Genomic DNA, 20388 nt, shown 5'->3' on the forward strand with positions numbered 1-20388 from the left:
ACGGCATGTGCGCCGACTACCCCGACGCGATCGTTATGGGCATCCGGCAGAGCGTCAAAGCTCGCGAAGCTCCCCTGGAGTCGATTCGGCTGCCGCTCCACGAGTACGCGCCGGAAGCCACCGTCCGACTGGACTTCCAATACCTGGCCAAGATGTTCACCGGAAGGCGCGAGGCGGCATGAGCAGGTTCACTATCGGCAGCTCTCTACCTCAATCAGGCTCCAGTGTTCTGGATGAGCTAATCAGCGACGTGCCCGCCCAACCTTCCCCACCCGGCATCAACAAATTTGTTGAAGCCTCCCCGGACGCCCTGCCGATCGCGCGGGTCCTGGGAGAGGGCAGAGAGCCGTCGCTGGAGGACTGTGAGCGGCAGATCGCGCACGTCACCAACCAGTGGCTGATCGGCACCAGCGAGGCGCTCACCTACATCCATGCCAACGAGCTGTGGAGGAAGGCCAAGGGCGTCATCTACGACTCATGGAAGGGCTATCTGCGGCACCGTCTCGACATGACCCCGCAGCGGGCCCACCAGCTTATGAAGGCCCGCCGGTCCGCGCTGGCGGTGGCGCCGGTCGCCAAGTGCGAGATCAAGGAAGGGCACACGCGTGTGCTCGAGAGGATCTACGAGGCGGTCGGGAAGACCGACATGCTGCCCGACGAGGCCGCCGCCGAGGCTGCGTGCAAGACGGTGTGGCAGACCGCCGCCAAGCAGACTGGCCGGCCATCCGCCGCAGCGCTGGAGCGCGTCGCGGTCCGCGAAGGCTACCTAGAATCCGCCTCTGAGCCGGAGCCTCCCGCGCTGCCGCCTGCGCCTTCGCCGGCGTGGCAGCGGATCGCGCCTGCACTGCAGGTGGTCCAGGACCTGGCGCCATGGAAGGACCTCGTGAAAGACGCCCCGGCAAAGGGGTTCGAGGCCGCTTACTACCTCATGAAGGCGGCCAACGAGATCGGCACCGACCTAGGCGAGGAGGGCCGGAAGCTCCTGCAGCAGGCCGTCCTGGACGGGAAACTGCCGGAGAAGCTCGACCTCTAACTCGGCCAACACGAAGGGCGCGTGCTGCACGGCACGCGCCCTCGGCATGTCAGGCGGGGGTCAGCCCATGAGGCCATTCGCCGTCGACCAGAACGTCCGTTGCTCGGGGGCGGGCGTGTGGTCCTGAACATCCAGCTCGAGCGGCACGTACGCCGCGAGCACCGCGTCTTCCTCGAGTAGCTCCGCGAGCTGGTCCGGGTCGACCTTCTCCGGAATCTCCGGCGCCGCCCCGCCCATCTGAAGCGGCCCGGCCAGTAGCAGGAGCCGCTCCCGACCGCGCAGGGCCTGGCTCCACGCCTCGGGGGCGTCGAGCGCCCCCACATACAGATGATGCGGCTCGCGCCCCTCCTCCGGAGGGGTCATCCGGACTGCCACCCACTGCGGCGCGAGCGACGACGGGTAGCCCTCGACGACGCGCACTGACCAACCCGGCCCGGCTTGGGCGTTCGCCATCAGGTCGTTGAACCTGGCCGGCCGCCACACAGACAGTTCTAGCTCGGTCAGCCACGATCCCTCGCCTTGTCCGCGGTCGTCGGTCACTGCGACGGTGACCAGCAGGGCGGGTTCGGTGCCCGAGTGGGGGTCGTCGGGGTCCTTCGGCTCGAAGTCCAGCACCTCGGGCACCCAGACCGGCTGGACGCTGATGGCGATCTCAGCTTCGACCTCCGGCCGGGCGCTCGCGGGCAGCGCGACGGCCCGTGGCCCGCGGGGAATGTCCACCGGCTGGGCCTGGACGAGCTTGGACGGCTGGCAGCGGGCATGGTGCCGTTTGGAGGCGATCTGGCCAGTGACCGGGCTGAGGTCCGGGTCGTAGGCGGCGACGACGAGCTGCATGCTGGTGTCCTCGGTGCGGGCGTCGCCGTCCTCGCCGCACCACTCGCACTCGTAGGTGGGCGTGCGGTTGGCCAGCCACGCCCGCATGTCCTCCACCTGGTCCAGGGGGAGTCCGCGCCAGCCCTCGCCGCGCATGTACGCCTGGACGTCGTCGGATAGGACGTAGCGGAGGTCATGGTCGAGGCGCTGCCACGCGCTGCGGATGTAAGAGAGGGCGTCCTGGTATGGCTCGCCCGTCTGCTGCTGGCGGCGGCGGGCGGCCTTCTGCTCGTCGCGATCGTTCCTGGTCATGTTCTCGTCCGGTCCGGCGGCGGCTCTGCCCACGCGCTGGCCCCGCCTGGTCGAGATACACGCACGCGTCCGCGTCGATCGCCAGAATGAGGGGGAACCACACCGCTCGTCTTCTTCGTCGCTACCCCGGTAGATGCCGTCCCTGCGTGGGCGGGACGACTCGGGATCCCCGCCGTGCGGGGGCTGGAGCGTCAGCAGTGCGACGATACACCGGGCGGCGGTAAAAAGCAGCGGCCCCGCCGAAGTCCGGCGGGGCCGCGGCTCCTGTCGCGTCAGGCCTTGCGGTCCTTCTCCGGGTTGGTACCCGCAGGGAAGTGGGCGGGATCTCCCTGCCGGTGCTCCCTGGCTCCTCTCCACAGAGCGATCGCCATGTCGCTCGGCGGCTCGCCGTTGACGGCGACATACCGTTTGCGCAGCGCGCCGAGCTGGCCTGCGTCGAATAGCTCGCCGCACTCAGGATCTGCGTAAAAGCGGTCGCCCGATACGACGCCGTGGCTGGCGCGCATCTGCGGGTGGAGGATCTCGAACTCCCTGACGGGGAAGTACATCGAAGCGCCCGTTCCCGCGCAGAAGTCGCAGAGAGGCAGGTCGCTCGAGAAGCCGACGTTGAGAACCTGCTCGCCTCCGGCCAGGCCCGCGAATCGGCGAGTATCGAACAGGTTTGGTCGGTCACCATCCGGCCGGTCGCTCATGCTGGGTTGCCCTTCTCGGCGGCTGCGCTACTCGTCGGGAGAGTCGTCGATCTGCCGGATATGCAGCGGCTCGTCGAACTGGTGGGAGGCGGTCTCCCACTTGGCCGGATCGAAGGTGAGAATCGGGAGGACGCCCACGTCAGCGATCGCCGCGACCTGCGCATCGTGGACGTCGAGGCCGGTCTTGGCCATCACGCCGGCGAGGGCGAGGGCCTGGTCCGCGCCGGCGATCGGCGCGATCTCGACTCGGTCGAACAGCTCCAGGCCGCCGAGCAAGTCGTCGGCCTCGGCACTGCTCGCGTCGAGGGACGCGGCGGTCAGGGCCAGGACCGGCATGACCATGGGCTGCCCCTCGGAGTCCCAGCGCTGGACGAGTCGGATCAGGTCGGCGTCACCGCGGGCGATCTCGATCAGCACGGAGACGTCGAACAGGTAGGGGGTTCGGGGGGTGCGGGAGGTCACTGGCCCTGGCGCTCCACCGAAGCCATCATGCGCTCTACGCGGGCCTCGTCCGCGTGAGCGGCCTTGGCCATCAGGAGGGCCATGCGGTGGCGTTCCCTGGCGAGACGTTCGCGTACGGCCTCGGTGACGTAGGCGGCCACCGTGGCGTCGTCGACGTTGGCTCCGAGGCGGCGGCGTACGGACGTGACGACTTCCGGGTCGACTGCGACTCCGGCCTGTTCCTGGGGCGGCTGGCTGCTCATGGCCTCATGGTAATGCCCAACCAAGATCATTTAGAGTGGGCGATGTGCTGGGCGCGAACCGGCTCCCGCAGGCCGCGCCCAGCCTCGACCGTCAGGTGGCGGCGACCCTTCGGGCGGCCTTCGCCACCGCCTTGTCCTGGAGCCGCTCCTCCTCGGCGCGGGCCTCCAACGACCGCCGGTAGCGAGCCAGGTGCGTCTTGGCGATGACGGACCGGCTCGGGGTCCGCAGGATGACCCCCTCCGCCTCGCCTGGGGCGCCGTTCACAGCCACCCGGGTCGTGCTGTGCCAGACCAGCATGTCCGTCATGTACTCCACCGTGACCGGCAGCTTGCTGGAGTCGATTGTGGTCAGGTGCGGCACCCGAGGGATCAGCGTCGCCTGCGAGACCTCGTCGACCACGTCGGAGGGCATGAAGTTCTGACCGCCTTGGTCCCGCCATGACGCGATCCGCTCGATGTCCCAGTCCAGGTGGACAGGGTCGAGCACAGCAACGTCGAACAGCCGATAGCTGGCTTCGCTGCCGTCGCCGTAGGACTCCCAGCCCTTCACCGAGTGGGCACGGCCGTACACCTCCATGTGCAGGGTGATGACCGGCGGCCAGGCCGGTCGATCGAGGCTGATGGCGTCGACGACCCGGTCATAGCTGATCAGGTCGGCAACAGCACCCAGCTTCTCCACGACTCCGCCTTCCGGGTTGAAGACGACGTCGCCGGACGCGTGGAGGACGTCTTCCCGGCTGCCGATGAGGTACCAGCCAGGCCCGAGGATGAGGCGGGCGTTCCAGCCGTTGACCTTCTCCTCCAGCCGAACCGGGGTGCCGGGCGGGAACGGGGTGCGCACCTCGTCGAACAGGCGGCCCCGGCCGGCCTCGGCGTGGTACGTGGGGATGCTCGGATACTTCGTAGCCGAGTTCAGCTTGCGCAGCAGCTCGGGAATGCGCAGATCTTCAGGGGTCACGTCGTGCCTTTCATGAGGGACGGCGGCGGCCGGTCGACCGCCGCCGAGGGGGTCAGTTGTGGCGGGTGGCCGTGCGCTCCTCGTCGCTGAAGGCGTACTTGCCTGAGCGGGTACCGCGCGAGACCATCGCGCCGGCAGCGCCGAGCGCCTCCTCGCTGCGGTCATGGTCGTAGACGACGACCGTGTCGGCGCGGATGCCCATGCCTCCGGCGACGTCGAAGGCGTCGAGGTGAGCGCTGAGGTAGAGGAAGATCCAGCCGACCTTCTCCTGCTCGGTGACGAGCCTCTTGATGTCCGCGCCGCTGTATTCGCGGGAGACGTTCTCATGCCCATCCGTGAGGATGACCACGATCACCTCGCTCGGCCGGTAAACGGCGGGCATCGCAGCGAGCTTGGCGTGGGCGGTGGCGATGGTGCGTCCGACAGCGTCAAGCAGCGCGGTGGCACCGCGCGGCTGGAGCGTGAAGTCCGGCACGTCGGCCAGGGGCGTGTCGGCGTAAACGGTCTCGTAGCGGTCGTCGAACGTGTGCAGGCTCACCAGGGTGCGGCCAGGGTTGGCGCGCTGCTGGTCGAGGAAGGCGCGCAGGCCGCCTTCGGTGTCGGCCTTGATCTTGTTCATGGAGCCGGAGCGGTCGAGGACGACCTCGATCAGGCGCAGCGTGTTGTCGCTCATGATGTGTGCTTTCTGTGAGGGATGCGGCGGCCGGTCGACCGCCGCCGTGGTTGGGGGGTCGGCGGCTGTGGCTAGTCGCCGTAGGCGCAGTGCAGCCACACGGGCCGCTCCTGGGTGGGGGTGACGCCGAGCTTGGCGAGCGCGTCCGCGAGCTTGGTGTCCAAGTCGTGCTGGACCACCTGCTTGGCCAGCTCGGCGAAGTCGAGGGGCCTGGCGTCGTCGTCCCAGTCGACCTTGAGGACGTATGCGGTGAGCAGGTAGTCCGGCTCGCCGTCCCAGCCGTACCGCTCGAACCACACTCCAAGGTGCTCTTTCAGCAGCGTCTCGTGGTCCGGCCCCTCCGAGACCTTCACACCCGCGGCGGCCAGGAGGTGGAGCTCGGCCTGTTCGATGGGGCCGTCGTCATCGTTGTCCGGGTCGTACCAGGCGACGCCGGGCAGGTCACCGAACTTGCTGGCCTCCTTGAGCTTCTCCGTGCCGTGGGCGCCGAGGTCGTAGCCGAAGGCGAAGATCGCTTTCGGATCCATGAGCAGTCCTTTCGAGGAGGACGGCGGCGGCCGGTCGGCCGCCGCCGTGGTGAATGGGTCAGGCGGCCGGGATGAAGGCCGGCACAGGCACCGGCACGCGCACGGTCCCGGCCTCGAAGCGACGGCGCAGCTCGGCCAGCGTCAGGGGCCGTCTCTCGCCCTTCACGGTCTCGCGGAGGATCGACACGTCCTTGCCGAACTCTTCGCGGAACCGCTGCTCCTCGGCCTCGGCGTAGGCGTACCGGTCGGGAAACGCCTGGAGGGTGAGGAGCCACTGCCTCTGCCCGGCGCGGACACAGAGGCCCGAGCAGTTGTTATGCGGGTAGCCGATCTCGTACAGGAGGGGCACGGTGATGCCCAGCTTCCGGCACTCGTCCAACATGTCGTCCTTGGTCCAGTACGGCTCGTCGCACATCGGGAACTCGACTTGCCAGCCGTCCCAGCCGTGCACGACGCCGGGCAGGCGCCGCTGTTCCTCGGCATCGATCCCGACGTACACCGTGGTGGTAGCCGGGTCGCAGTTGGCCTCCAACCAGCTCCTGCAGGGGATCTGCTTGAGCCGTTTGCTGCATGGCGCGAGCCTGCTGTTGCCCAGGAAGTGTTCGTCAAAGAACACCTCGAAGGGCGTCCGACCGTCCTTCACGACGACCAGCTCCACGTCGAGGTGGACGCGGGCGGCGGTCAGGAAGTCGTACAAAGTCGGGTCCTCGACCCGAGTGTCGGCGAACAGCAGCAGCACGTTGGCGGTGCCGTGCTGGGCGATGACTCGCTTCGCCGCCCAGAAGGATCCGATGCCGCCGGACATCTGGATCACGTGCTTGTCGTCGGCCACGGTCACCTCTTCCGCAGCGCGGCCGTGGCGGCGCGTCCGATGGCCTGCGCGGTGGCGGCGGGATCGTCCAGTTGGTGCACCTGCACCCCGTTCAGCGGCAAGTCGTACTCGCTGGTGGTCAGCCACAGCACCGCGCAGCCGGAGGCGCGGAGCCGGTCGACGGCCTGTTGCGCGTCGTGGCGGGGCGGGCCTGCGAAGTGTCCGTCCGAGATGATCACCAGCAGGCGTGCAGCCCCGGGGCGTGACAGGCCCAGCGCGCCGTCCAGGGCGTCGATGGCGAGATCGATGGCCTCCCAGTTGTCCCGTGCTTCGAACTCGGTGACCTCCCGGGGGACGGTGCCGGGGCGGGTGATCGGCCGGACGTGGTGGCCGAAGATCACGGTGGCAGTGTCGGCAGGCACGGTCGTGTGCGTGGCGGCGTGCGCGAGGATCCAGGCCGCCGAGGCGACGGGCCTGGCGACGCTGGCCATCGAGCCGGACACGTCGCAGGCAATGCCCAACCGCAGTGGCGGGGCCGGCACCTCGGTTCGGGTGATGCGGGTGAACGGCTCGGCGGTGGGCAGGGCCCCGGCCGCCTTCTGGGCCCTGGCGGTCAGGAGCCCGCGCATCCGCAGCCGCCCAGGTGGCAGCACCGAAGCCGTCTTGGTCGCCACTCGCTCGCGCACCCCGGCGGTGCTGAGCGCCCGCGCGAGGGTACGGGCGGCCACGCGCTCGGCGTCCGTGGGCTGCCGCGTACCAGCGGTCGCGGTCCGCCCCTCTCGGGAATGGCGGCTCCCAAATACCCTGCGGGCTGCCTTGGCGGCGTCTTCGGCGGCCTTCTCAGCAGCCGCCTTGGCCAGTTCCGCAGCCTCGGCCGGGTCAAGAGGAACCTTCTCCGACGCGACCCCTGCCGCAACCTTGCCCAGCGCGGCGGTGATCGACTCGGCCAGCGGCGACCGCTCCGGAGGAGCGGCCGAGGGATCCGAGGGCGCGGCCGATCCAGATGGCTCCCTGCCGGAAGCGTCGGGGTCGGTGCCGACGATCTCGCACCACCTGTGGCCGAGCTTGATCATGGCTTCGGCGTCGTCATCAGCAACGGCGAGCGCTTCACGCCACACCGCGCGCAGCTCGCGCAGCTTGTCGGCTCCGAGGACAGCCGTCACAGCGGCGGCGACGGGGGCGGTTTCGGCTCGGGTGAGGAGTCCGCCGTCAGTACGGCCCAGCAGCAGCGCGGCGATCTGCGCGGCGTCGCGGGCGGTCATCTTGGGGCCGTGCTCGGGATCGTCGGCGCGGGTCTCGTCCAGGATCAGGCCCGTGGCCGAGGCGCGCAGCCAGTGCCGGTCGTCAGAGCGGCGGCGGATCTGCGCTGCCTCGATCCGAGGTTCTTCCAGCAGCAGCGCGGCCTGCACCGCACCGGGCGGCGCACCAGGCGGAGGGTCCCACATGGTGTGGTGAGCGTGCGCGCATTCGTGGACGAGTAGCCCCCAGACAGTGGCGTACCGTGCCCGGTCGCTGATCTTGTGAGGGGCTGCCGTAGCGGGATCAACACCGCCCAGGTGAGTGCCGTCGACCTCGATGGTGGCGCGTGCGGGCAAGAAGCACGCAGGGGCCCCGTGCCCGGCTCCAGGAGCGATGGCGACCATCAGGTCGTCCCGGTCCGCGATGACCGGCACCTCGCCGGTCATCGCGGCCGAGAGCGCAAGCCATCCGGGAGCCATGGGAAACACCGCGGTGGCCGACTTCGCGGGATCGGCGATCAGATGCGCGCTCATCACGTGGCCCTTCTGGACGGTGAGACGCGAGAGCCGAGGGCGAGGGGTGTGACCGGCTTGCCGAAGACGTTGCGCACAGCGGTCTCGACGGTGGCGCGCTCATCCTCGGGGGCAGTGCCGACCAGGTTGGCGGCGGCGGCGTCCAGCCCGAGCACATCAGCGATCTTCTGGAAGGCGAGCAGCTCGCGCAGTTGGGGTGCCCATCCGACCTCGCCTTTCTCCACGCGGGTGGCGAGATTTTTGGCGACTCGCACGGCACGGCCGTCGACCTTGAGCTGGACGGCCAGGTCATAGTCGCTAGTCACCTTGATCTGGATGGAGAACCTCGAGGCGAGCGCGTCGGACAGGACGGCACCGTGCACGCCGGGGTTGTGTCCGGCGAGGACATAGAAGCCTGGAGCTGCATGGACGATCTCGCCAGCGTTGGCCTTGATGGTGATCTGGCGTCGACCGTCCATGGCCGGATAGACCGCCGCCAGCACGGTCGGAGGGATGAGGGTGGCGTCGTCGAGGAACAGCACCTTGCCCTCGCGCATCGCGATGGGCAGCGGGCCGTGGATGAACACCGGGTTGCCGTCAGCACTCAGGGTGTATTCGCCCACCAGGTCGGCCACGGTGGTGTCGCCGTCGCCTTGGACGGTGATCAGATCGCTGCCGAAGGCGGCTTCGCCAAGGCTGGTCTTGCCGGTGCCTGGAGGGCCGTGAAACAGAGCTGCGACACCAGCCTCGCGCAGCTTGCGCAGGGCGGTCACATCCGACATCCCTGACAACGAGCGCGGGTGATACTCCTGCCCGTTGGGGCGGAGCACCGGACCGGACACCGCACCCACAGGCGGGGCCGCAGGTGAGGGGTCGGGAGATGGAGTCGGCCTGGGCCGAGGAGGGCGGGGTGGTGCAGCTACTGGCGGCGGCGGGGCGCTGGAAGCGGCGGCGGTAGTGGTTGCGGTCGCCCGGTAGCGGATGGGGGAGGTCGAGCTTTTCTCGGCCTCGCCTCGGCCGGCCAGCACCTGCAGGGCATTCGCGACAGCGCCAGAGGATCGGCCCAGTTCCTTCGCGATGGCACTTGGGGTGAGGTCGGTGGGTTCCTTGTCGGCGAGCACTCGCGCCACCTGACTGCGCAGCTCGCCGCTGCGGAGTCTGCCTGACGTGGTCGTCATGCGGTGTCCTTTCGGGGGGGTGCCGCCTGGGTAAGTGTAGGCACTTACCCAAACGGCAAAGGGGTGGGGATCAGGCAGTGCGGCTGGTCGCGCGGCGAGCCTTGCCCTTCGGCGCGGCCTTGGCCTTGTTCGGGGCGGCCGTGTCCGGCACGAGGGTGCCGAGCAGGGTCAGGGCGTCAGACGCGCCCCACGCCTCCGTCTTGTCCTTGGGCAGGACGGTGCCCAGGAGCTGGCCGTCGTCAGTGTCGATGTACACCTCGGCCGCCGTGGTGGTGCCCTGCACCGCCCGAAGCTTCGCGTGGACGAGACCGGTGCGGACCTTGCTGACGGACACGTAGTAGCGGGCCTCGCCGAGCTGGTCGGCCAGGGCGCGGACGTCGTCGGCGAGGTGGTGGTTGGCGAGGATCGTCATGGTGTTTCCCTTTCAGGGGTTGTTGGGTGGTTCCCCTGCTCCTTGACGGGAGCAGAAGCTTGGGGGTCGGCCGCCTCACGGGCGAGGGTTGGGCAGGGCTGCCTGCAGGGCTCGCCCTGGGCGGCGCCGCAGCCAGGCCGACACGGGATGGACAGCTCGTCGTCGGCCGGCAGCTCGTCGTCGGGGACGTAGGCGGCCGGGTCGCCGTACACCAGCGGGTCGATCACGGCGTGCTCGTCGGCTGCTCGGCCTCCGCCTTGGTCCGTGCGGCGGTGATGATGGCGACGGCCTCGTCGGTGGTGATGGGGCCCAGCAGATTGATCCGCCACCGCAGGTCCTCGGGGTCGTGGGCGTTCTCCGCTGCGGTCACCCACAGGTGGGTCGTGGGCGTGAGGGGGATCTGTAGGACTGTGGCCTCGCCGTCCGGCCGTTCGACGGTGAAGGGGATGCGGTCGACGGCCAGGTGCAGCGCCATCGGGGACAGGCCCTGTGCGTAGGCGTCGCGGTACAGCACCTCGCTGCCCTCGACGTCCGGGCTGACGGCCGCGCCCTCCTTCGCCAGCTCTGCGGCGATGAGGGTGGCGGCCTCCCGGCAGGTGCCGGAGGCGGCGAGTTCGGTGTACCTGTAGTCGTCGTCAGTGCTGGGGTCGTAGTAGCGATAGACGACCCAGTGAAGGTCGTCGACGGCGGCGCCTGGCTCGGTGCCCTCGTGCACGTTCGTGACCCAGATGTAGTGCCTGCCGTCCTCGGTGAGGTAGACGCCGATGGTCATGCAGAAGCCGCCGGTCTGGTCGACCGTGAAGGCGATCTTCGCGGCGGCCAGCCGCAGCGCGATCGGCGCGAGGCCCTGGTCGAGCGCCGCGCGGTAGCAGGCGTTGTCGTAGCCGCGCCACCAGGCGGCGTCCGCGTTGACGGTGGTGACGGTCATCAGTCCTCCGCCCCGATCTGGGGAACGATCTCGATGACGTGCCGCCATATGGCGGCCGGGCTGTCCCCGGCGCGGAAGACGGTGAGCTGCCAGTGCCGGTCGGACGGGTTGCGCCACACCTGCACCCCGGTCGGCACACCGCGCCAGGTAATGAACGAGCGGCCGTACTCGACGAGCCCCATCAGCAGCGGCGTCTCGTTGCCGATGCACCAGGTCAGGTAGGCGATGGCGGCCTGGTAGGAGTTGGAACCCTCCAGGTCGAACCGGGCGGGAACGCCCGGCGTCGGGTTCGGCACGGCCGGGGTGGCGGGCGTGCCGAAGGACTCGGCGACGCGGTCGACCGCCGCGCGCAGGGCCTGCATGGCAGCGGCCTGCGCCGTCCCGGTGGTGGCGGTCTCGACCTTGTCGATCAGATCGAACAGGTGCTGGGCGGGCTTCTCGGGCGTGGATATGGTCATGTGATCCCCTCTCAGCGGTTGTTGCGGCAGGCGATGATCTCGATCTGGAGCGTGGCGTTGGGGTCGTCGGCGGGGTCGGCCCACGCCTCGAACACGTCGCCGTCCAGGTGCTTCAGGAGCGCCGTGCGCACGGCGCTGTCCGATACGGGCTGCCCGGCGGGGGAGACCAGCTCGACCGTGATGGTCGCGGTGGCCCGGACCTCGGGGCGACGAGCGTCGGGGGTGGCTTTCCAGGGGCCGATCTCGACGTTCGGCGTGATGGGCATGGTGGCGGTCATGAGCGTCGTTCTCCCTCGACGAGTCGAGCCTGCGCCGCTGTCAGCGGCGCAGGCGATGAGTGAAGACACTTACTTTTAGTGCAGGTGCTGGGCGCAGACCCACACCCACTGCTCACCGTCGCGGATGATGCGCTCGGTGGCGTGGAAGCCGCAATCGGCGCACACCTCGGTGCTGTGGTCGAGGCGGGCGTGGGCGCTGGCGACGGTGGTCGCGGCCTGCCCGGCGAGAATCGCGCAGACGCTCACGCGGTCTACCTGCTGCAGGTCCTCGACGTTGCCGAGGGTGGCCTCGGCGATGGCCTCGCGCACCGCGTAAAAGCCGTTGGTGTCGAGGTGGTGGCGGACATTAACGGTGGCCGCCCAGGCGGCGGCGTCGGCGACCTCGGCCGTGTCGCGGGTGGCCTGCCATGCGGCGTCGGCGAGGGCCTTGGTGGTGAAGTCGAGCTGGTCGAGGGCTGGTCTGGTGTCGGTGGCGGGCATGCTGGAGGGGTCTCCGTTCGTGAGGGGATGGCGGCGTTTCTGCCCCCCGAAGCCGGGTTGATCTTGGAAACGCCTATCAAATATCAAACCCGATCATGACTCGACATCAAGATCAACAACAACCCTTTTATCAAGATCATTTAAGATGTTTTTGCAGGTCAGCGCCTTAAAGACTGCCCCGTTCGCGAGCTTCTCGCCGACCACCCCGGCTATCGTCAGCCCGCCTCGCCGTCTCCAGGAGTGCCAGCCACCGCGGGTCGTGCGCCGTGGCGATCGCGTCGGCCAGCTCCTCGGCTGGCAAGCTCTCGTCCTCCAGCTCCGCCAGCAGCTCCTCATCCAGCCCGCACACCGAACAGGCCCGCAGGTGGGTCACCATGTCGTACACCTGCGAGCTGGTGAAGCCGGACGGAGCCATACCGCCAGCGCACGCCCGGCTCCTGCTCATGTCAAGGCGGAAGCCATGAAATCGGAGGGCGGGCTCGATAGCTGGCGCTATGTCAACCGCCCGGCTCCGCCGACTCAACGTCACCGCCATCCTCGCCCCCCGGATCGGCGGCCAGGCGCAGCATCCGCCACCCGTTCGCGCCCGCCTCCACCCGCCAGCACGGCGGCCACACCTGCCGCACGCCCGCGGCCGCCGGCGCCACCCGCGCGCGGTCTAGCCCCGCCCGCTCCAGCCCCGTCGCCCCGCCGAACGCCACGGGGCCGGTGAACGTCGCCCCGCCGAACGCCACGGGGCCGGTGAACGTCGCCCCGCCGAACGCCGCGGCGCCGGTGAAGGTCGTCATCATGAAGTGAGTGATGTCGGGGAAGGTCGCCCCCTCGAACTTGGCGTCGCCGGTGAACTTCGTCCCGCTGAACTCGGTGTAGTCGGCGAAGGTCGCCCTGGAGAAGTTAGTGGCGCTGGTGAAGGTGGTTAAGAAGAACCCGACGGAGTTGGTGAAGGTCGCCTGCTCGAAGTTGGTGTAGTGGCCGGTGAAGGTCGCCCTGTCGAACTTGGCGTCGTTGACGCGGCAGTTGCGCAGGTTGAAGTCGATCAGAGTGGCGCCGGTGAGATCGAGGCGGATGTCGGCCCAGTGGCGGGCGTTGAAATCGGTGCTGCGCGGTCGCCACCAGCGGCGGGCCAGCGGGTTCCAGTAGCGCAGGTGGTCGGTCAGGATGCGCTGGGCGGTGAGGCGAACCTGCCGCTCCTCGCGCGGGTCGCGGCCGGTGGGTGCGGCGGCGCCGGCGATGGTGGCGCGCGGTACGGCGGGCTCGGCCGGGCCGGTCTCGTCCGGGGGCAGGGTGTACGGCATCCTCAGGTACGCGCAGATCACGTCCACGATCGTCTGCCGCAGCTCCGGATCAGGGTTGCCTTGGGCAAGCTGTTCCAGCGCGTACAGGCCGCCCAGCCGGACCGGGGCCTGGGCGCTGCCGAGCTGCTCAACGGCCTTGCCATAGCGGTCGGTCACATGGCCGCGCTCGCCGAGCTGAAACGTGCGCCGGGCGGTATCGGCGTTGCGCGCGGTGTAGTAGACCGCGACCAGCGCAGCCAGCCCGGTGGCCACGGCCAGCACCCGGCCGCGGACCGCATCCAGGGCCGCCGCCAGGTCCTTACCGACCAGACCTGACGGCCCCCCGATCGCCACCCCGTCCACGTGCTCCAGGACCCAGCGCGCCCCCGGACCCAGCACCCAGACGATCCCCGCCACCAACGCCACACCGACCGCAGCGACCACTATCGAGACCGGCTTCACGTCCTCCACCGTGACCCGAAACGGGGTCCGGAGCTAGAGCCAGCGGGACAACCTGCGGTCCGCGAAAACGATCAAACTAGTGTTTTCCCAGGTCAAGGTGCGCGGTAAGGGCCTTATGTCCCCTCAGCGAGCGCAGCGTCTGCCACCCGTCTGCACCCGTCTCCACCTGCCAGGCGCTCGGCCACTCCCGCCGCACGCCTGCGGTCGCCGGCGCCACCCGCGCACCGCCCACGTCCGCATCCTCCAACCCCGTCGCCCCGTCGAACAAGGCATCGCTGGTGAAGGTCGCCCCGCCGAACCAGGCGTCGCCGGTGAAGGTCGCCCCGCTGAACGAGGCGTTGTCGTGGAAGGTCGCCCCGACGAACAGGGCGGTGCCGGTGAAGATCGCCCCGACGAACGCCGCGTAGCCGGAGAAGGTCGCCTCGCCGAACGCCGCGTCGCCGGAGAAGGTCGCCCCGCCGAACGCCGCGTCGCCGGAGAAGGTCGCCCCGCCGAACGCCGCGTCGCCGGAGAAGGTCGCCCCGCCGAACGCCGCGTAGGCGGTGAACGTCGCCCCGCCGAACGCCGCGTCGCCGGAGAAGGTCGCCCCGTCGAACGCGGTGGTGCCGGAGAAGGTCGCCCCGTCGAACGCGGTGGTGCCGGAGAAGGTCGCGCGGCTGAACCAGGCGTCGCCGGAGAAGATCGCCCCGACGAACCGGGCGTAGCCGGAGAAGGTCGCCCCCGCGAACGCGGTGGTGCCAGTGAAGGTCGCGCGGCTGAAGTCGGCATTGCCCACGTGGCAGGTGCGGAGGTCGAAGTCGATGAGGACGGCACCGACGAGGTAGAGACGGGTGTCCTGCCAGTGGCGCGAGTTGGGGTCGAGGCGACGGGACGGCCACCAGCGGCCTGGAGGCTTGGAGTTGTCGTAGCGGAGATGGGCGGTGAGGATGCGCTGAGCCGTCAGGCGGACCTGGCGCTCCTCCTGGGGATCGCGCCCGCCGCTGGTGTCCGAGCGGGCCGGGCCGCGGGCGGCTCGCTGCGCGGCGCGGATCTTCTCGCTGCGGTCCTCGCGCGGCGGCGTGTAGGGCATCCTCAGGTACGCGCAGATCACGTCCACGATCGTCTGCCGCAGCGCCGGGGTGTCCTGAGCCAGGCGCTCCAGCGCGTACAGTCCGCCGAGGCGAACCGGGGCCTGGTCATTGCCGAGCTGCTCGACGGCCTTGGTGTACAACTCGGTCACCCGGCGCTCGGCGGCGTCGTGTGTGGTGTGCGCGGCTGCCAGCTCCTGGTGCTGCTGGCGGCGCACGGCCAGCAGCAGCGTCACCGCGGCGCCGACGCCGGCACCGGCCGCCAGCGCGGTCCGGACGGCCTCGATCCGGGCGGACACCTGCTTGTCGATGTCCAGTCCGCCCACGTCCTGTAGCAGCCAGGCACTGACGCCCCAGACCGCCGCGCCGACCAGCAGCGCGGCGGGAAGAGCCCACCACCACATCGAGCGCGGCAGCCGCAGCTCTGGCGGGCGGGTTGACGGCTTTGGTGAGCGTGAGAGAAGGCCCATAACCCATTCCACCCCGCCGGACCACGCTTGCCGAGGCGAACACTCAAACCGTGATCAGCCATGAAATGGCGGCTGGCGACAGCCGCGTTACCGGTACCCCGTGCTGTGTCGCTCTCGGCGAGGCGAATATATGAGCCGTGATCTAGGCGTGAACCCCAGAAAGGACAGCGCTTCTACCGATACCCGAATCGTGTGCTCCCCACGAAACCTGTGAATCTACAAAGTACAGGCGAGCCCATCGCACATCGCATTCCCACCTGCCTAGACTGCAGCACCGTGACGGCGGGCGTTTCTTGCATCGATGTCCGAGGAACGGCACGAGTGTCCGGTATAGGGGGAGGGGGAGCAGCCCGCCCAGGGGCTCCCCAGGAAAGGCTGTGCGATCCGCGCCCCTGTACTTTGTAGATTCACTTGGTTCATCCGGCGCGCATGATTCATCCGCTCAGTCACGACGCTCACGCTCCGCTCGACGCCGCGCCAGCAGCAGCGCCCCGGGCAGCCCGCGCTCCTCCGACGCCGCCCATCGCGTCCGCGCCTCCGCCAGCCGCTCACGCAGCCAGGCCCGCGCCTCCGCCGGCGGCGCCGAGGGCACATGCTCCCGCTCGGCTCGCACCGGATCCGGGGCTGCCACCACCTCCGCCAGCCGCTCCCGCCAGCCGCCATCCTCCGCCAATGCCTCCCGCGCCCGCGACCGCACCTGCGACGGCAGCGGCGCGACCAGCAACCCGTCCTGGCCGAGCCACGCGGCGACCCGCGCCTCGAGCAGGCGGCGCAGTCGCACCAGCTCCCACATCGACCGTGACCGCTCGCCGAGCACTGCCGCGGTGCTTGTCCACTGGCCCAGTAGCGGGTGGACGTTGAGCACGTGCACCAGGTCGGCCAGCGTGCCGCCCGCCTCGAAGACTGGCCGCCCGATGCGGGCCAGGTCGCGCGCCGACAGGCCGCGCAGCGTCATGTGCTCGGTCCTGATCCTTTCCCCGGCCGTGATGCGATCCCTCCTGGTCGTCGGAATGGCGTGCAGGGGATACGACGGGTGTGTGTACTCTCGCGCGGGCCCGCGCTCGCGCTCGTGCGCGGTAGGAGTCTCATCACTAAGGTCAAGATCTGAAAACCTGGGAGTCCGCTTTTCATCCACAGGCGGGCCGACCTGCGGAAACGCAGCACGGGTGAGCCTGGTCGGGCACGGCCACGGCACGTCGTCCCAGGGGCCCGCGACGATCTCACGACCGATGCTGGCGGGCTCGTCGAAGCCGTAGGCGGCACCGCTGGTCACCCCCAAGTCCTCGGCCCACTCCGGCCCGTACAGCGTCTCCAGCACCCACTCCGGGATGATCAGCGCGTACTCCGCCGCCAGGTTGCCCAGGCCGTCGTCGTCGCGGCCCCACCGGCAACCCCGCCGGGTTCGCGGCGTCGACCCGGTGGTGACCGTGACCAGCAGGCCCTGCTCGCGCCGCCAGCGCAGCTGCTTCCACAGCGCGGTCCGGCCGACGTTGGCGTCGGCCGCGAGCGTCTCCCACGTCATGCCCGGCCGTGTCTGCATCCCGGCCGTGGTGTTCAGCGCGAGGGCCTCGCCCACGCGGGCATGGCTGCGGCGCCAGTCCCGGCGGTGCCATCCGCTGCCGGCCAGGTAGGCATCGGCCTCCAGCCACACCACGGCCGAAGGCGCGAGGATGTGCCCCTCCGGGATGACGGGCACCAGGGGCAGCGGTGCGTCCTGTTCTGACACGCCGGTTTCAGGCAATGCTTCACAGAACGCCTGGCGAGTGCTTATCGTGACTCCAAGCGCAAATAGGGCGCACTGAACAGAGCTGGTCGCCATGGCGTGCGAAACCGGGGGCGAAACAGCAGGTCAGTGCCGATATGTCGTTAGGAGGGGGCCCCGCTACGGCGGGGCTCTACTCATGTCAGGGGCGGCTCCGTGGTCTCGCGGCTGGACGCCGGGCCGCTGGTCGCGGCCGGCGAGTCGAGGAGGCCAGCGCCGCCGTACACCAGCTCGACCAGGAGCGGGCGCAGGGGCTCGATGGCAGCAACGGAGCGCTGCACGTTGTCGGCCCAGGGGCCGAGGGCGTGGCGCAGGTCGGTGAAGCGGTCGTCGCCGGGGCGCTCGGTGATGAGCGTGTCGATGACGATCAGGGTGTGGATGCCCTCCAGCAGTGCGGCCATGACTTTGTCGGCCTGCTCGCGGCGGGCCGAGGGCGTCTCAGGCTCCACGCCGTGATTGTGGGCGATCTTCGCGGCGAAGGCGTGCGCGTGGTCAGCATGAGCCAGGTAGGCCCGCAGCCGCGCCCTGATCGCGTCCCAGTGGGGTTCCTGGTCCGCCTGGTGCTGCTCGATCGCGCCGAGCGCGCACTTGACCGCGTCCGCGAGGGTGCGCGCGGCCACTCCGTAGGCGTCGCGCTGCCAGCGCCGGACTCTCAGGAGGCGGTCGTCGGTTCCGGTCACGAGGCTGCGCCCAGCCCGCGCGCGGGCATGGCAAAGTCCCGGCCTCGCGCGAGGTCGGGTACGTCAAAACCGCTCGGGACACGGGTAAATGACGTACGCGTTCGTGTGACGCGCGGACGCGAATCGGGTAGGCTACAGCCAACCCACGTTGGATCAGGCACTGTTTCGTCCAAGGTTGCAGTTGTCTGACACACCGGGCTTGAGGCTTCTGAATGCCTCGCCTGGTTTCTAACGGGGCCAGGTCGGTTCGACGCCGCTAACGTCGCTCCGGCTGACAAGGTGGTGGTGCTGTCGCCGACACCGGGGCCCTAATCCCGGTGGCGACGTCGCCACCACCACTTTTTTTGCCTGCCCGGAACGATACACGTTGATCATCGTGGGCACCCGTGTTTCCAGAGGGTTTAGCGTGTCGGGCGCGTCGTCCCGGCGTCCAAGATTCAATCACTGATGGTGCGCAACTGCGAGCATGCGTCATGTGATGTGCGTCACACAAAGAAGCTGGAGCGCAGGGTGTATCAGCTAGGTGACCAGCGAGAACCCGAGACCAGGCAGGAGATTCTGGAAACCCTCCTCGCCTATTGGATCGCGAGGAGGGTGCGCACGGTCCCGGATTTGCGCGCAACGGCCCTATTTCACGCCATGATCAGCGGGAGCGTCTTCGCGACCTCCTGCGCGGCAGCCCGTACCCGGACCGGCACAAACCCTCCATGCTCGGCGATCTGCTCCAGCAGGACGGCCAGCGCCTGCCCGGCCGCCAACTCTTCCGGGTCGTTGTCGGCGGTCGTCGTCCGGATGTTCGCGGCCACCTCCTTCAGCGCCTCGCCCGTCTGGCGGATCTCGTTCGTGGTCTCGTCGATGTGCATCGTCACTCCTTCTCGAGGGTGGGGGTGACCCGCTGGGCGGAGTGGCCCAGCGGGAGATCGGGGTACGGAGCCGCGCCGCAGCCCTCGGCGTGCTCGTTGGCGGCCGGGCGCAGGTCCTCCTCGGCAGTGGCGGCCACGGCCGAGGCCAGGCAGCCGGTGCAGCGCCACCACCACCGGTCGCGCCGTACGCCGGGGCGTGGCGGCTGCAGGAGCACGGCCGCGCCGAAGGCCAGCGGGTAGGAGATCGGCGCCGGGAACGGCACCGGCTCCCGCCATCCCGGTGCGCTCAGCGTCGGCCACGCGAAGGCGAGCCCGCCGGCGAGGAGCAAGAGGATGGTGATCGGGCCCAGCCACAGGCACGCCAGGACGTACCAGGCGAGCGCGGCCGTCATCGCCAGGAACGGCGGCTCCTGCCCTCGGCCGACCCGGGCGGCGATGATGGCGGCCGGTGCGAGCACCACGGCGGCGACCGGGATCATGCACGAGGCCCACGGCAGCGCGCGAAAGGCGACGGCCGCGCCGAGCAGAGCGAGCAGCCAGCCGAGCTGTCGATAGCGGGTGACGTCGTACCGGTAGCCCTGCACGGTGATCATGGCGTGTCCTCTCAGGGGGTGACAGGGGGGTGACATCGGAGGGGCGACAGGGGTGACACGAGGGGGTGACAGGGCGCGTGATGTCACCCCCGAGCCGCGACATCCAGCTCGTCGTGTCGCTCCTCGACCGAGGCGACATTGAGCGCGGCGTCATGGGTGACGAGGCGCAGCGACGTGCCAGTGCCTGGCGACAGGTCACCGGACACCTCGGCCGCGGGCTCCTCGCCGCCGGCGTCGCTGTCGCCCGAGATCGACGTGCGCAGCTCGGTGAGATCGTCGTGCTTGCCGATGTCGCGCTGCACGGTCCGAGGAGCCACGCCGAGCGCGTCGGCGAGCTCCCGGTTGGTGGCGGCCGGGTTGTCGATCAGGAGTTCGCGCAGGCGAGAGACTCGCTCGTCCTCGCTGAGCTTGACCGGCGGCTGCTCGCCCTGGCCGTCCGTGTCGTCCCTCTTGGGGTTGGGGGTGACAGCGGCGTCGGGGTTTGTCGCGGGGGGTGACACGGGAGGGGTGACAGCCGGGGGGACGACATGAGGGGGTGACACGGGCGGCGGGGGAGGGGTGACAGGGTCTCGCCGAGTCCGCGCCGGGCGGCGCGGCTGTCGCGGCGCGGCCGTCTCGGTGGGCTTGCTGTCGCCCTTCTTGTCACCCTTCCTGTCACCCTCGGCCGGGGGTGACAGGACGGCGTTCAATGCGAGCAGCGCGGTGACATCGAGCACCAGACTGAACAGCCAGTCGAGCTTGCCGGCCGCCGCCGAGATGGCCTCTGTCACCCCCACCCAGTTGATCGCCATCGCGCCGACCATCACCAGGATCGTCACCGTGCGCACGAACCAGCCCACGCCACGCTGCTTGGCCTGCAGGGCGACCAGGTGCGACAGCAGCGCGGCCAGCAGGCCCGGCACTCCGCCGTACAGCCATGCCACCCACGGCTCCATGCCCTCCACGGTCAGCGCATGATGGACCGCCAACGCGATGCTCGCGCCTCCCGAGATGAGCAGGATGAACCAGCCCCAGGCCCGAACGCTGTTCACAGCAAACCGTCACTTTCAGTAGTCAAAGAGGGGGAGTTTCCTACCGTGGTAGGAAGGCGGCCATCTACCGCCGATCTACCGCCAGCGACCGTGGCGGTAGCGTTTCCTACCGCGGCGGTAGGAGCGGGCCCCCCAGGCGGGGGGCGGGACGCGCTCCTACCGCAGCTACCACGGGCCT

Annotated in this window: 25 protein-coding genes and 1 pseudogene; 2 read left to right on the forward strand and 24 right to left on the reverse strand. The window is 69.7% G+C overall.

All coding sequences use genetic code 11. The features are described from left to right. Both V5E28_RS37895 and V5E28_RS37900 read left to right on the forward strand, forming a co-directional pair. Positions 1-182 (forward strand): annotated as a pseudogene (locus V5E28_RS37895) (ParA family protein); the annotation flags it as partial. Between the two features lie 68 nt (positions 183-250). Beyond that, the gene (locus tag V5E28_RS37900; protein WP_336214306.1) at positions 251-1033 is read left to right on the forward strand and encodes a hypothetical protein; all 783 of its coding nucleotides are present in this window, start codon (positions 251-253) and stop codon (positions 1031-1033) included. A gap of 60 nt (positions 1034-1093) precedes the next feature. Here V5E28_RS37900 and V5E28_RS37905 read toward each other — a convergent pair whose 3' ends face one another. From V5E28_RS37905 to V5E28_RS38020, 24 genes are all read right to left on the reverse strand, one after another. Further along, on the reverse strand, positions 1094-2158 hold the full coding sequence (locus V5E28_RS37905) for a hypothetical protein (protein WP_336214307.1): 1065 nt from the start codon (positions 2156-2158) through the stop codon (positions 1094-1096). 272 nt (positions 2159-2430) lie between these two features. Continuing rightward, positions 2431-2850, reverse strand: coding sequence for a hypothetical protein (locus V5E28_RS37910; protein ID WP_336214308.1), 420 nt, complete (start codon positions 2848-2850; stop codon positions 2431-2433). A gap of 27 nt (positions 2851-2877) precedes the next feature. Then, positions 2878-3312, reverse strand: a complete 435-nt coding sequence (locus tag V5E28_RS37915; protein WP_336214309.1) for a PIN domain-containing protein — start codon at positions 3310-3312, stop codon at positions 2878-2880. Then, positions 3309-3554: a hypothetical protein gene (locus V5E28_RS37920; protein ID WP_336214310.1), complete on the reverse strand. Its 246-nt coding sequence runs from the start codon at positions 3552-3554 to the stop codon at positions 3309-3311. The genes V5E28_RS37915 and V5E28_RS37920 overlap by 4 nt, the downstream gene beginning before the upstream one ends. A gap of 91 nt (positions 3555-3645) precedes the next feature. After that, positions 3646-4512 (reverse strand): RNA ligase family protein, encoded by an 867-nt coding sequence (locus tag V5E28_RS37925; RefSeq protein ID WP_336214312.1) that lies wholly within the window; start codon positions 4510-4512, stop codon positions 3646-3648. Positions 4513-4564: 52 nt separating this feature from the next. Continuing rightward, positions 4565-5185 carry a vWA domain-containing protein gene (locus tag V5E28_RS37930; protein ID WP_336214314.1) on the reverse strand — a complete coding sequence of 207 codons (621 nt, stop codon included), beginning with the start codon at positions 5183-5185 and terminating at the stop codon, positions 4565-4567. A gap of 71 nt (positions 5186-5256) precedes the next feature. After that, positions 5257-5712, reverse strand: a complete 456-nt coding sequence (locus V5E28_RS37935) for a hypothetical protein (RefSeq protein WP_336214315.1) — start codon at positions 5710-5712, stop codon at positions 5257-5259. A gap of 58 nt (positions 5713-5770) precedes the next feature. Beyond that, positions 5771-6544: a hypothetical protein gene (locus V5E28_RS37940; protein ID WP_336214316.1), complete on the reverse strand. Its 774-nt coding sequence runs from the start codon at positions 6542-6544 to the stop codon at positions 5771-5773. Positions 6545-6546: 2 nt separating this feature from the next. Continuing rightward, complete coding sequence (locus V5E28_RS37945; RefSeq protein ID WP_336214317.1) at positions 6547-8295, reverse strand: vWA domain-containing protein; 1749 nt, start codon at positions 8293-8295, stop codon at positions 6547-6549. Next, positions 8295-9452: an AAA family ATPase gene (locus tag V5E28_RS37950; protein WP_336214319.1), complete on the reverse strand. Its 1158-nt coding sequence runs from the start codon at positions 9450-9452 to the stop codon at positions 8295-8297. The genes V5E28_RS37945 and V5E28_RS37950 overlap by 1 nt, the downstream gene beginning before the upstream one ends. 70 nt (positions 9453-9522) lie before the next feature. Then, on the reverse strand, positions 9523-9864 hold the full coding sequence (locus tag V5E28_RS37955) for a hypothetical protein (protein ID WP_336214321.1): 342 nt from the start codon (positions 9862-9864) through the stop codon (positions 9523-9525). After that, positions 9861-10091 (reverse strand): hypothetical protein, encoded by a 231-nt coding sequence (locus V5E28_RS37960; RefSeq protein ID WP_336214323.1) that lies wholly within the window; start codon positions 10089-10091, stop codon positions 9861-9863. The genes V5E28_RS37955 and V5E28_RS37960 overlap by 4 nt, the downstream gene beginning before the upstream one ends. Then, entirely contained in the window at positions 10088-10792 is a 705-nt protein-coding gene (locus tag V5E28_RS37965; protein ID WP_336214324.1) for a hypothetical protein, read from the reverse strand. The genes V5E28_RS37960 and V5E28_RS37965 overlap by 4 nt, the downstream gene beginning before the upstream one ends. Then, positions 10792-11250 carry a hypothetical protein gene (locus tag V5E28_RS37970; RefSeq protein ID WP_336214325.1) on the reverse strand — a complete coding sequence of 153 codons (459 nt, stop codon included), beginning with the start codon at positions 11248-11250 and terminating at the stop codon, positions 10792-10794. Before V5E28_RS37970 ends, V5E28_RS37965 begins: the two co-directional genes overlap by 1 nt. A gap of 11 nt (positions 11251-11261) precedes the next feature. Continuing rightward, positions 11262-11528, reverse strand: a complete 267-nt coding sequence (locus V5E28_RS37975) for a hypothetical protein (protein ID WP_336214326.1) — start codon at positions 11526-11528, stop codon at positions 11262-11264. Positions 11529-11603: 75 nt separating this feature from the next. Next, positions 11604-12008 carry a hypothetical protein gene (locus tag V5E28_RS37980; protein WP_336214328.1) on the reverse strand — a complete coding sequence of 135 codons (405 nt, stop codon included), beginning with the start codon at positions 12006-12008 and terminating at the stop codon, positions 11604-11606. Positions 12009-12174: 166 nt separating this feature from the next. Continuing rightward, entirely contained in the window at positions 12175-12423 is a 249-nt protein-coding gene (locus tag V5E28_RS37985) for a hypothetical protein (protein ID WP_336214330.1), read from the reverse strand. A gap of 82 nt (positions 12424-12505) precedes the next feature. Beyond that, positions 12506-13744 carry a pentapeptide repeat-containing protein gene (locus V5E28_RS37990; protein WP_336214332.1) on the reverse strand — a complete coding sequence of 413 codons (1239 nt, stop codon included), beginning with the start codon at positions 13742-13744 and terminating at the stop codon, positions 12506-12508. Between the two features lie 76 nt (positions 13745-13820). Beyond that, on the reverse strand, positions 13821-15281 hold the full coding sequence (locus V5E28_RS37995) for a pentapeptide repeat-containing protein (RefSeq protein ID WP_336214334.1): 1461 nt from the start codon (positions 15279-15281) through the stop codon (positions 13821-13823). 442 nt (positions 15282-15723) lie between these two features. Then, complete coding sequence (locus V5E28_RS38000) at positions 15724-17007, reverse strand: hypothetical protein (protein WP_336214336.1); 1284 nt, start codon at positions 17005-17007, stop codon at positions 15724-15726. Between the two features lie 173 nt (positions 17008-17180). Next, positions 17181-17723 (reverse strand): hypothetical protein, encoded by a 543-nt coding sequence (locus V5E28_RS38005; protein WP_336214340.1) that lies wholly within the window; start codon positions 17721-17723, stop codon positions 17181-17183. Positions 17724-18355: 632 nt separating this feature from the next. Further along, positions 18356-18586 (reverse strand): hypothetical protein, encoded by a 231-nt coding sequence (locus V5E28_RS38010; RefSeq protein WP_336214342.1) that lies wholly within the window; start codon positions 18584-18586, stop codon positions 18356-18358. 2 nt (positions 18587-18588) lie between these two features. After that, positions 18589-19179, reverse strand: coding sequence for a hypothetical protein (locus tag V5E28_RS38015; RefSeq protein WP_336214344.1), 591 nt, complete (start codon positions 19177-19179; stop codon positions 18589-18591). Positions 19180-19262: 83 nt separating this feature from the next. Next, on the reverse strand, positions 19263-20210 hold the full coding sequence (locus V5E28_RS38020; protein WP_336214345.1) for a hypothetical protein: 948 nt from the start codon (positions 20208-20210) through the stop codon (positions 19263-19265). Positions 20211-20388 lie beyond the last annotated feature (178 nt).

This window comes from Nonomuraea sp. LPB2021202275-12-8, from assembly GCF_037044575.1.
In the GTDB taxonomy this organism is placed as follows: domain Bacteria; phylum Actinomycetota; class Actinomycetes; order Streptosporangiales; family Streptosporangiaceae; genus Nonomuraea.

What these genes read in the sequence shown, in the direction of transcription:
- V5E28_RS37955 (WP_336214321.1), bottom strand. Translation starts at nt 9,864, where the DNA reads ATGACGATCCTCGCCAACCACCACCTCGCCGACGACGTCCGCGCCCTG.
- V5E28_RS37980 (WP_336214328.1), bottom strand. Translation starts at nt 12,008, where the DNA reads ATGCCCGCCACCGACACCAGACCAGCCCTCGACCAGCTCGACTTCACC.
- V5E28_RS37975 (WP_336214326.1), bottom strand. Translation starts at nt 11,528, where the DNA reads ATGACCGCCACCATGCCCATCACGCCGAACGTCGAGATCGGCCCCTGG.
- V5E28_RS37965 (WP_336214324.1), bottom strand. Translation starts at nt 10,792, where the DNA reads ATGACCGTCACCACCGTCAACGCGGACGCCGCCTGGTGGCGCGGCTAC.
- V5E28_RS37950 (WP_336214319.1), bottom strand. Translation starts at nt 9,452, where the DNA reads ATGACGACCACGTCAGGCAGACTCCGCAGCGGCGAGCTGCGCAGTCAG.
- V5E28_RS37945 (WP_336214317.1), bottom strand. Translation starts at nt 8,295, where the DNA reads ATGAGCGCGCATCTGATCGCCGATCCCGCGAAGTCGGCCACCGCGGTG.
- V5E28_RS37970 (WP_336214325.1), bottom strand. Translation starts at nt 11,250, where the DNA reads ATGACCATATCCACGCCCGAGAAGCCCGCCCAGCACCTGTTCGATCTG.
- V5E28_RS37930 (WP_336214314.1), bottom strand. Translation starts at nt 5,185, where the DNA reads ATGAGCGACAACACGCTGCGCCTGATCGAGGTCGTCCTCGACCGCTCC.
- V5E28_RS37910 (WP_336214308.1), bottom strand. Translation starts at nt 2,850, where the DNA reads ATGAGCGACCGGCCGGATGGTGACCGACCAAACCTGTTCGATACTCGC.
- V5E28_RS38015 (WP_336214344.1), bottom strand. Translation starts at nt 19,179, where the DNA reads ATGATCACCGTGCAGGGCTACCGGTACGACGTCACCCGCTATCGACAG.
- V5E28_RS38010 (WP_336214342.1), bottom strand. Translation starts at nt 18,586, where the DNA reads ATGCACATCGACGAGACCACGAACGAGATCCGCCAGACGGGCGAGGCG.
- V5E28_RS37935 (WP_336214315.1), bottom strand. Translation starts at nt 5,712, where the DNA reads ATGGATCCGAAAGCGATCTTCGCCTTCGGCTACGACCTCGGCGCCCAC.
- V5E28_RS37920 (WP_336214310.1), bottom strand. Translation starts at nt 3,554, where the DNA reads ATGAGCAGCCAGCCGCCCCAGGAACAGGCCGGAGTCGCAGTCGACCCG.
- V5E28_RS37995 (WP_336214334.1), bottom strand. Translation starts at nt 15,281, where the DNA reads ATGGGCCTTCTCTCACGCTCACCAAAGCCGTCAACCCGCCCGCCAGAG.
- V5E28_RS37985 (WP_336214330.1), bottom strand. Translation starts at nt 12,423, where the DNA reads ATGGCTCCGTCCGGCTTCACCAGCTCGCAGGTGTACGACATGGTGACC.
- V5E28_RS37905 (WP_336214307.1), bottom strand. Translation starts at nt 2,158, where the DNA reads ATGACCAGGAACGATCGCGACGAGCAGAAGGCCGCCCGCCGCCGCCAG.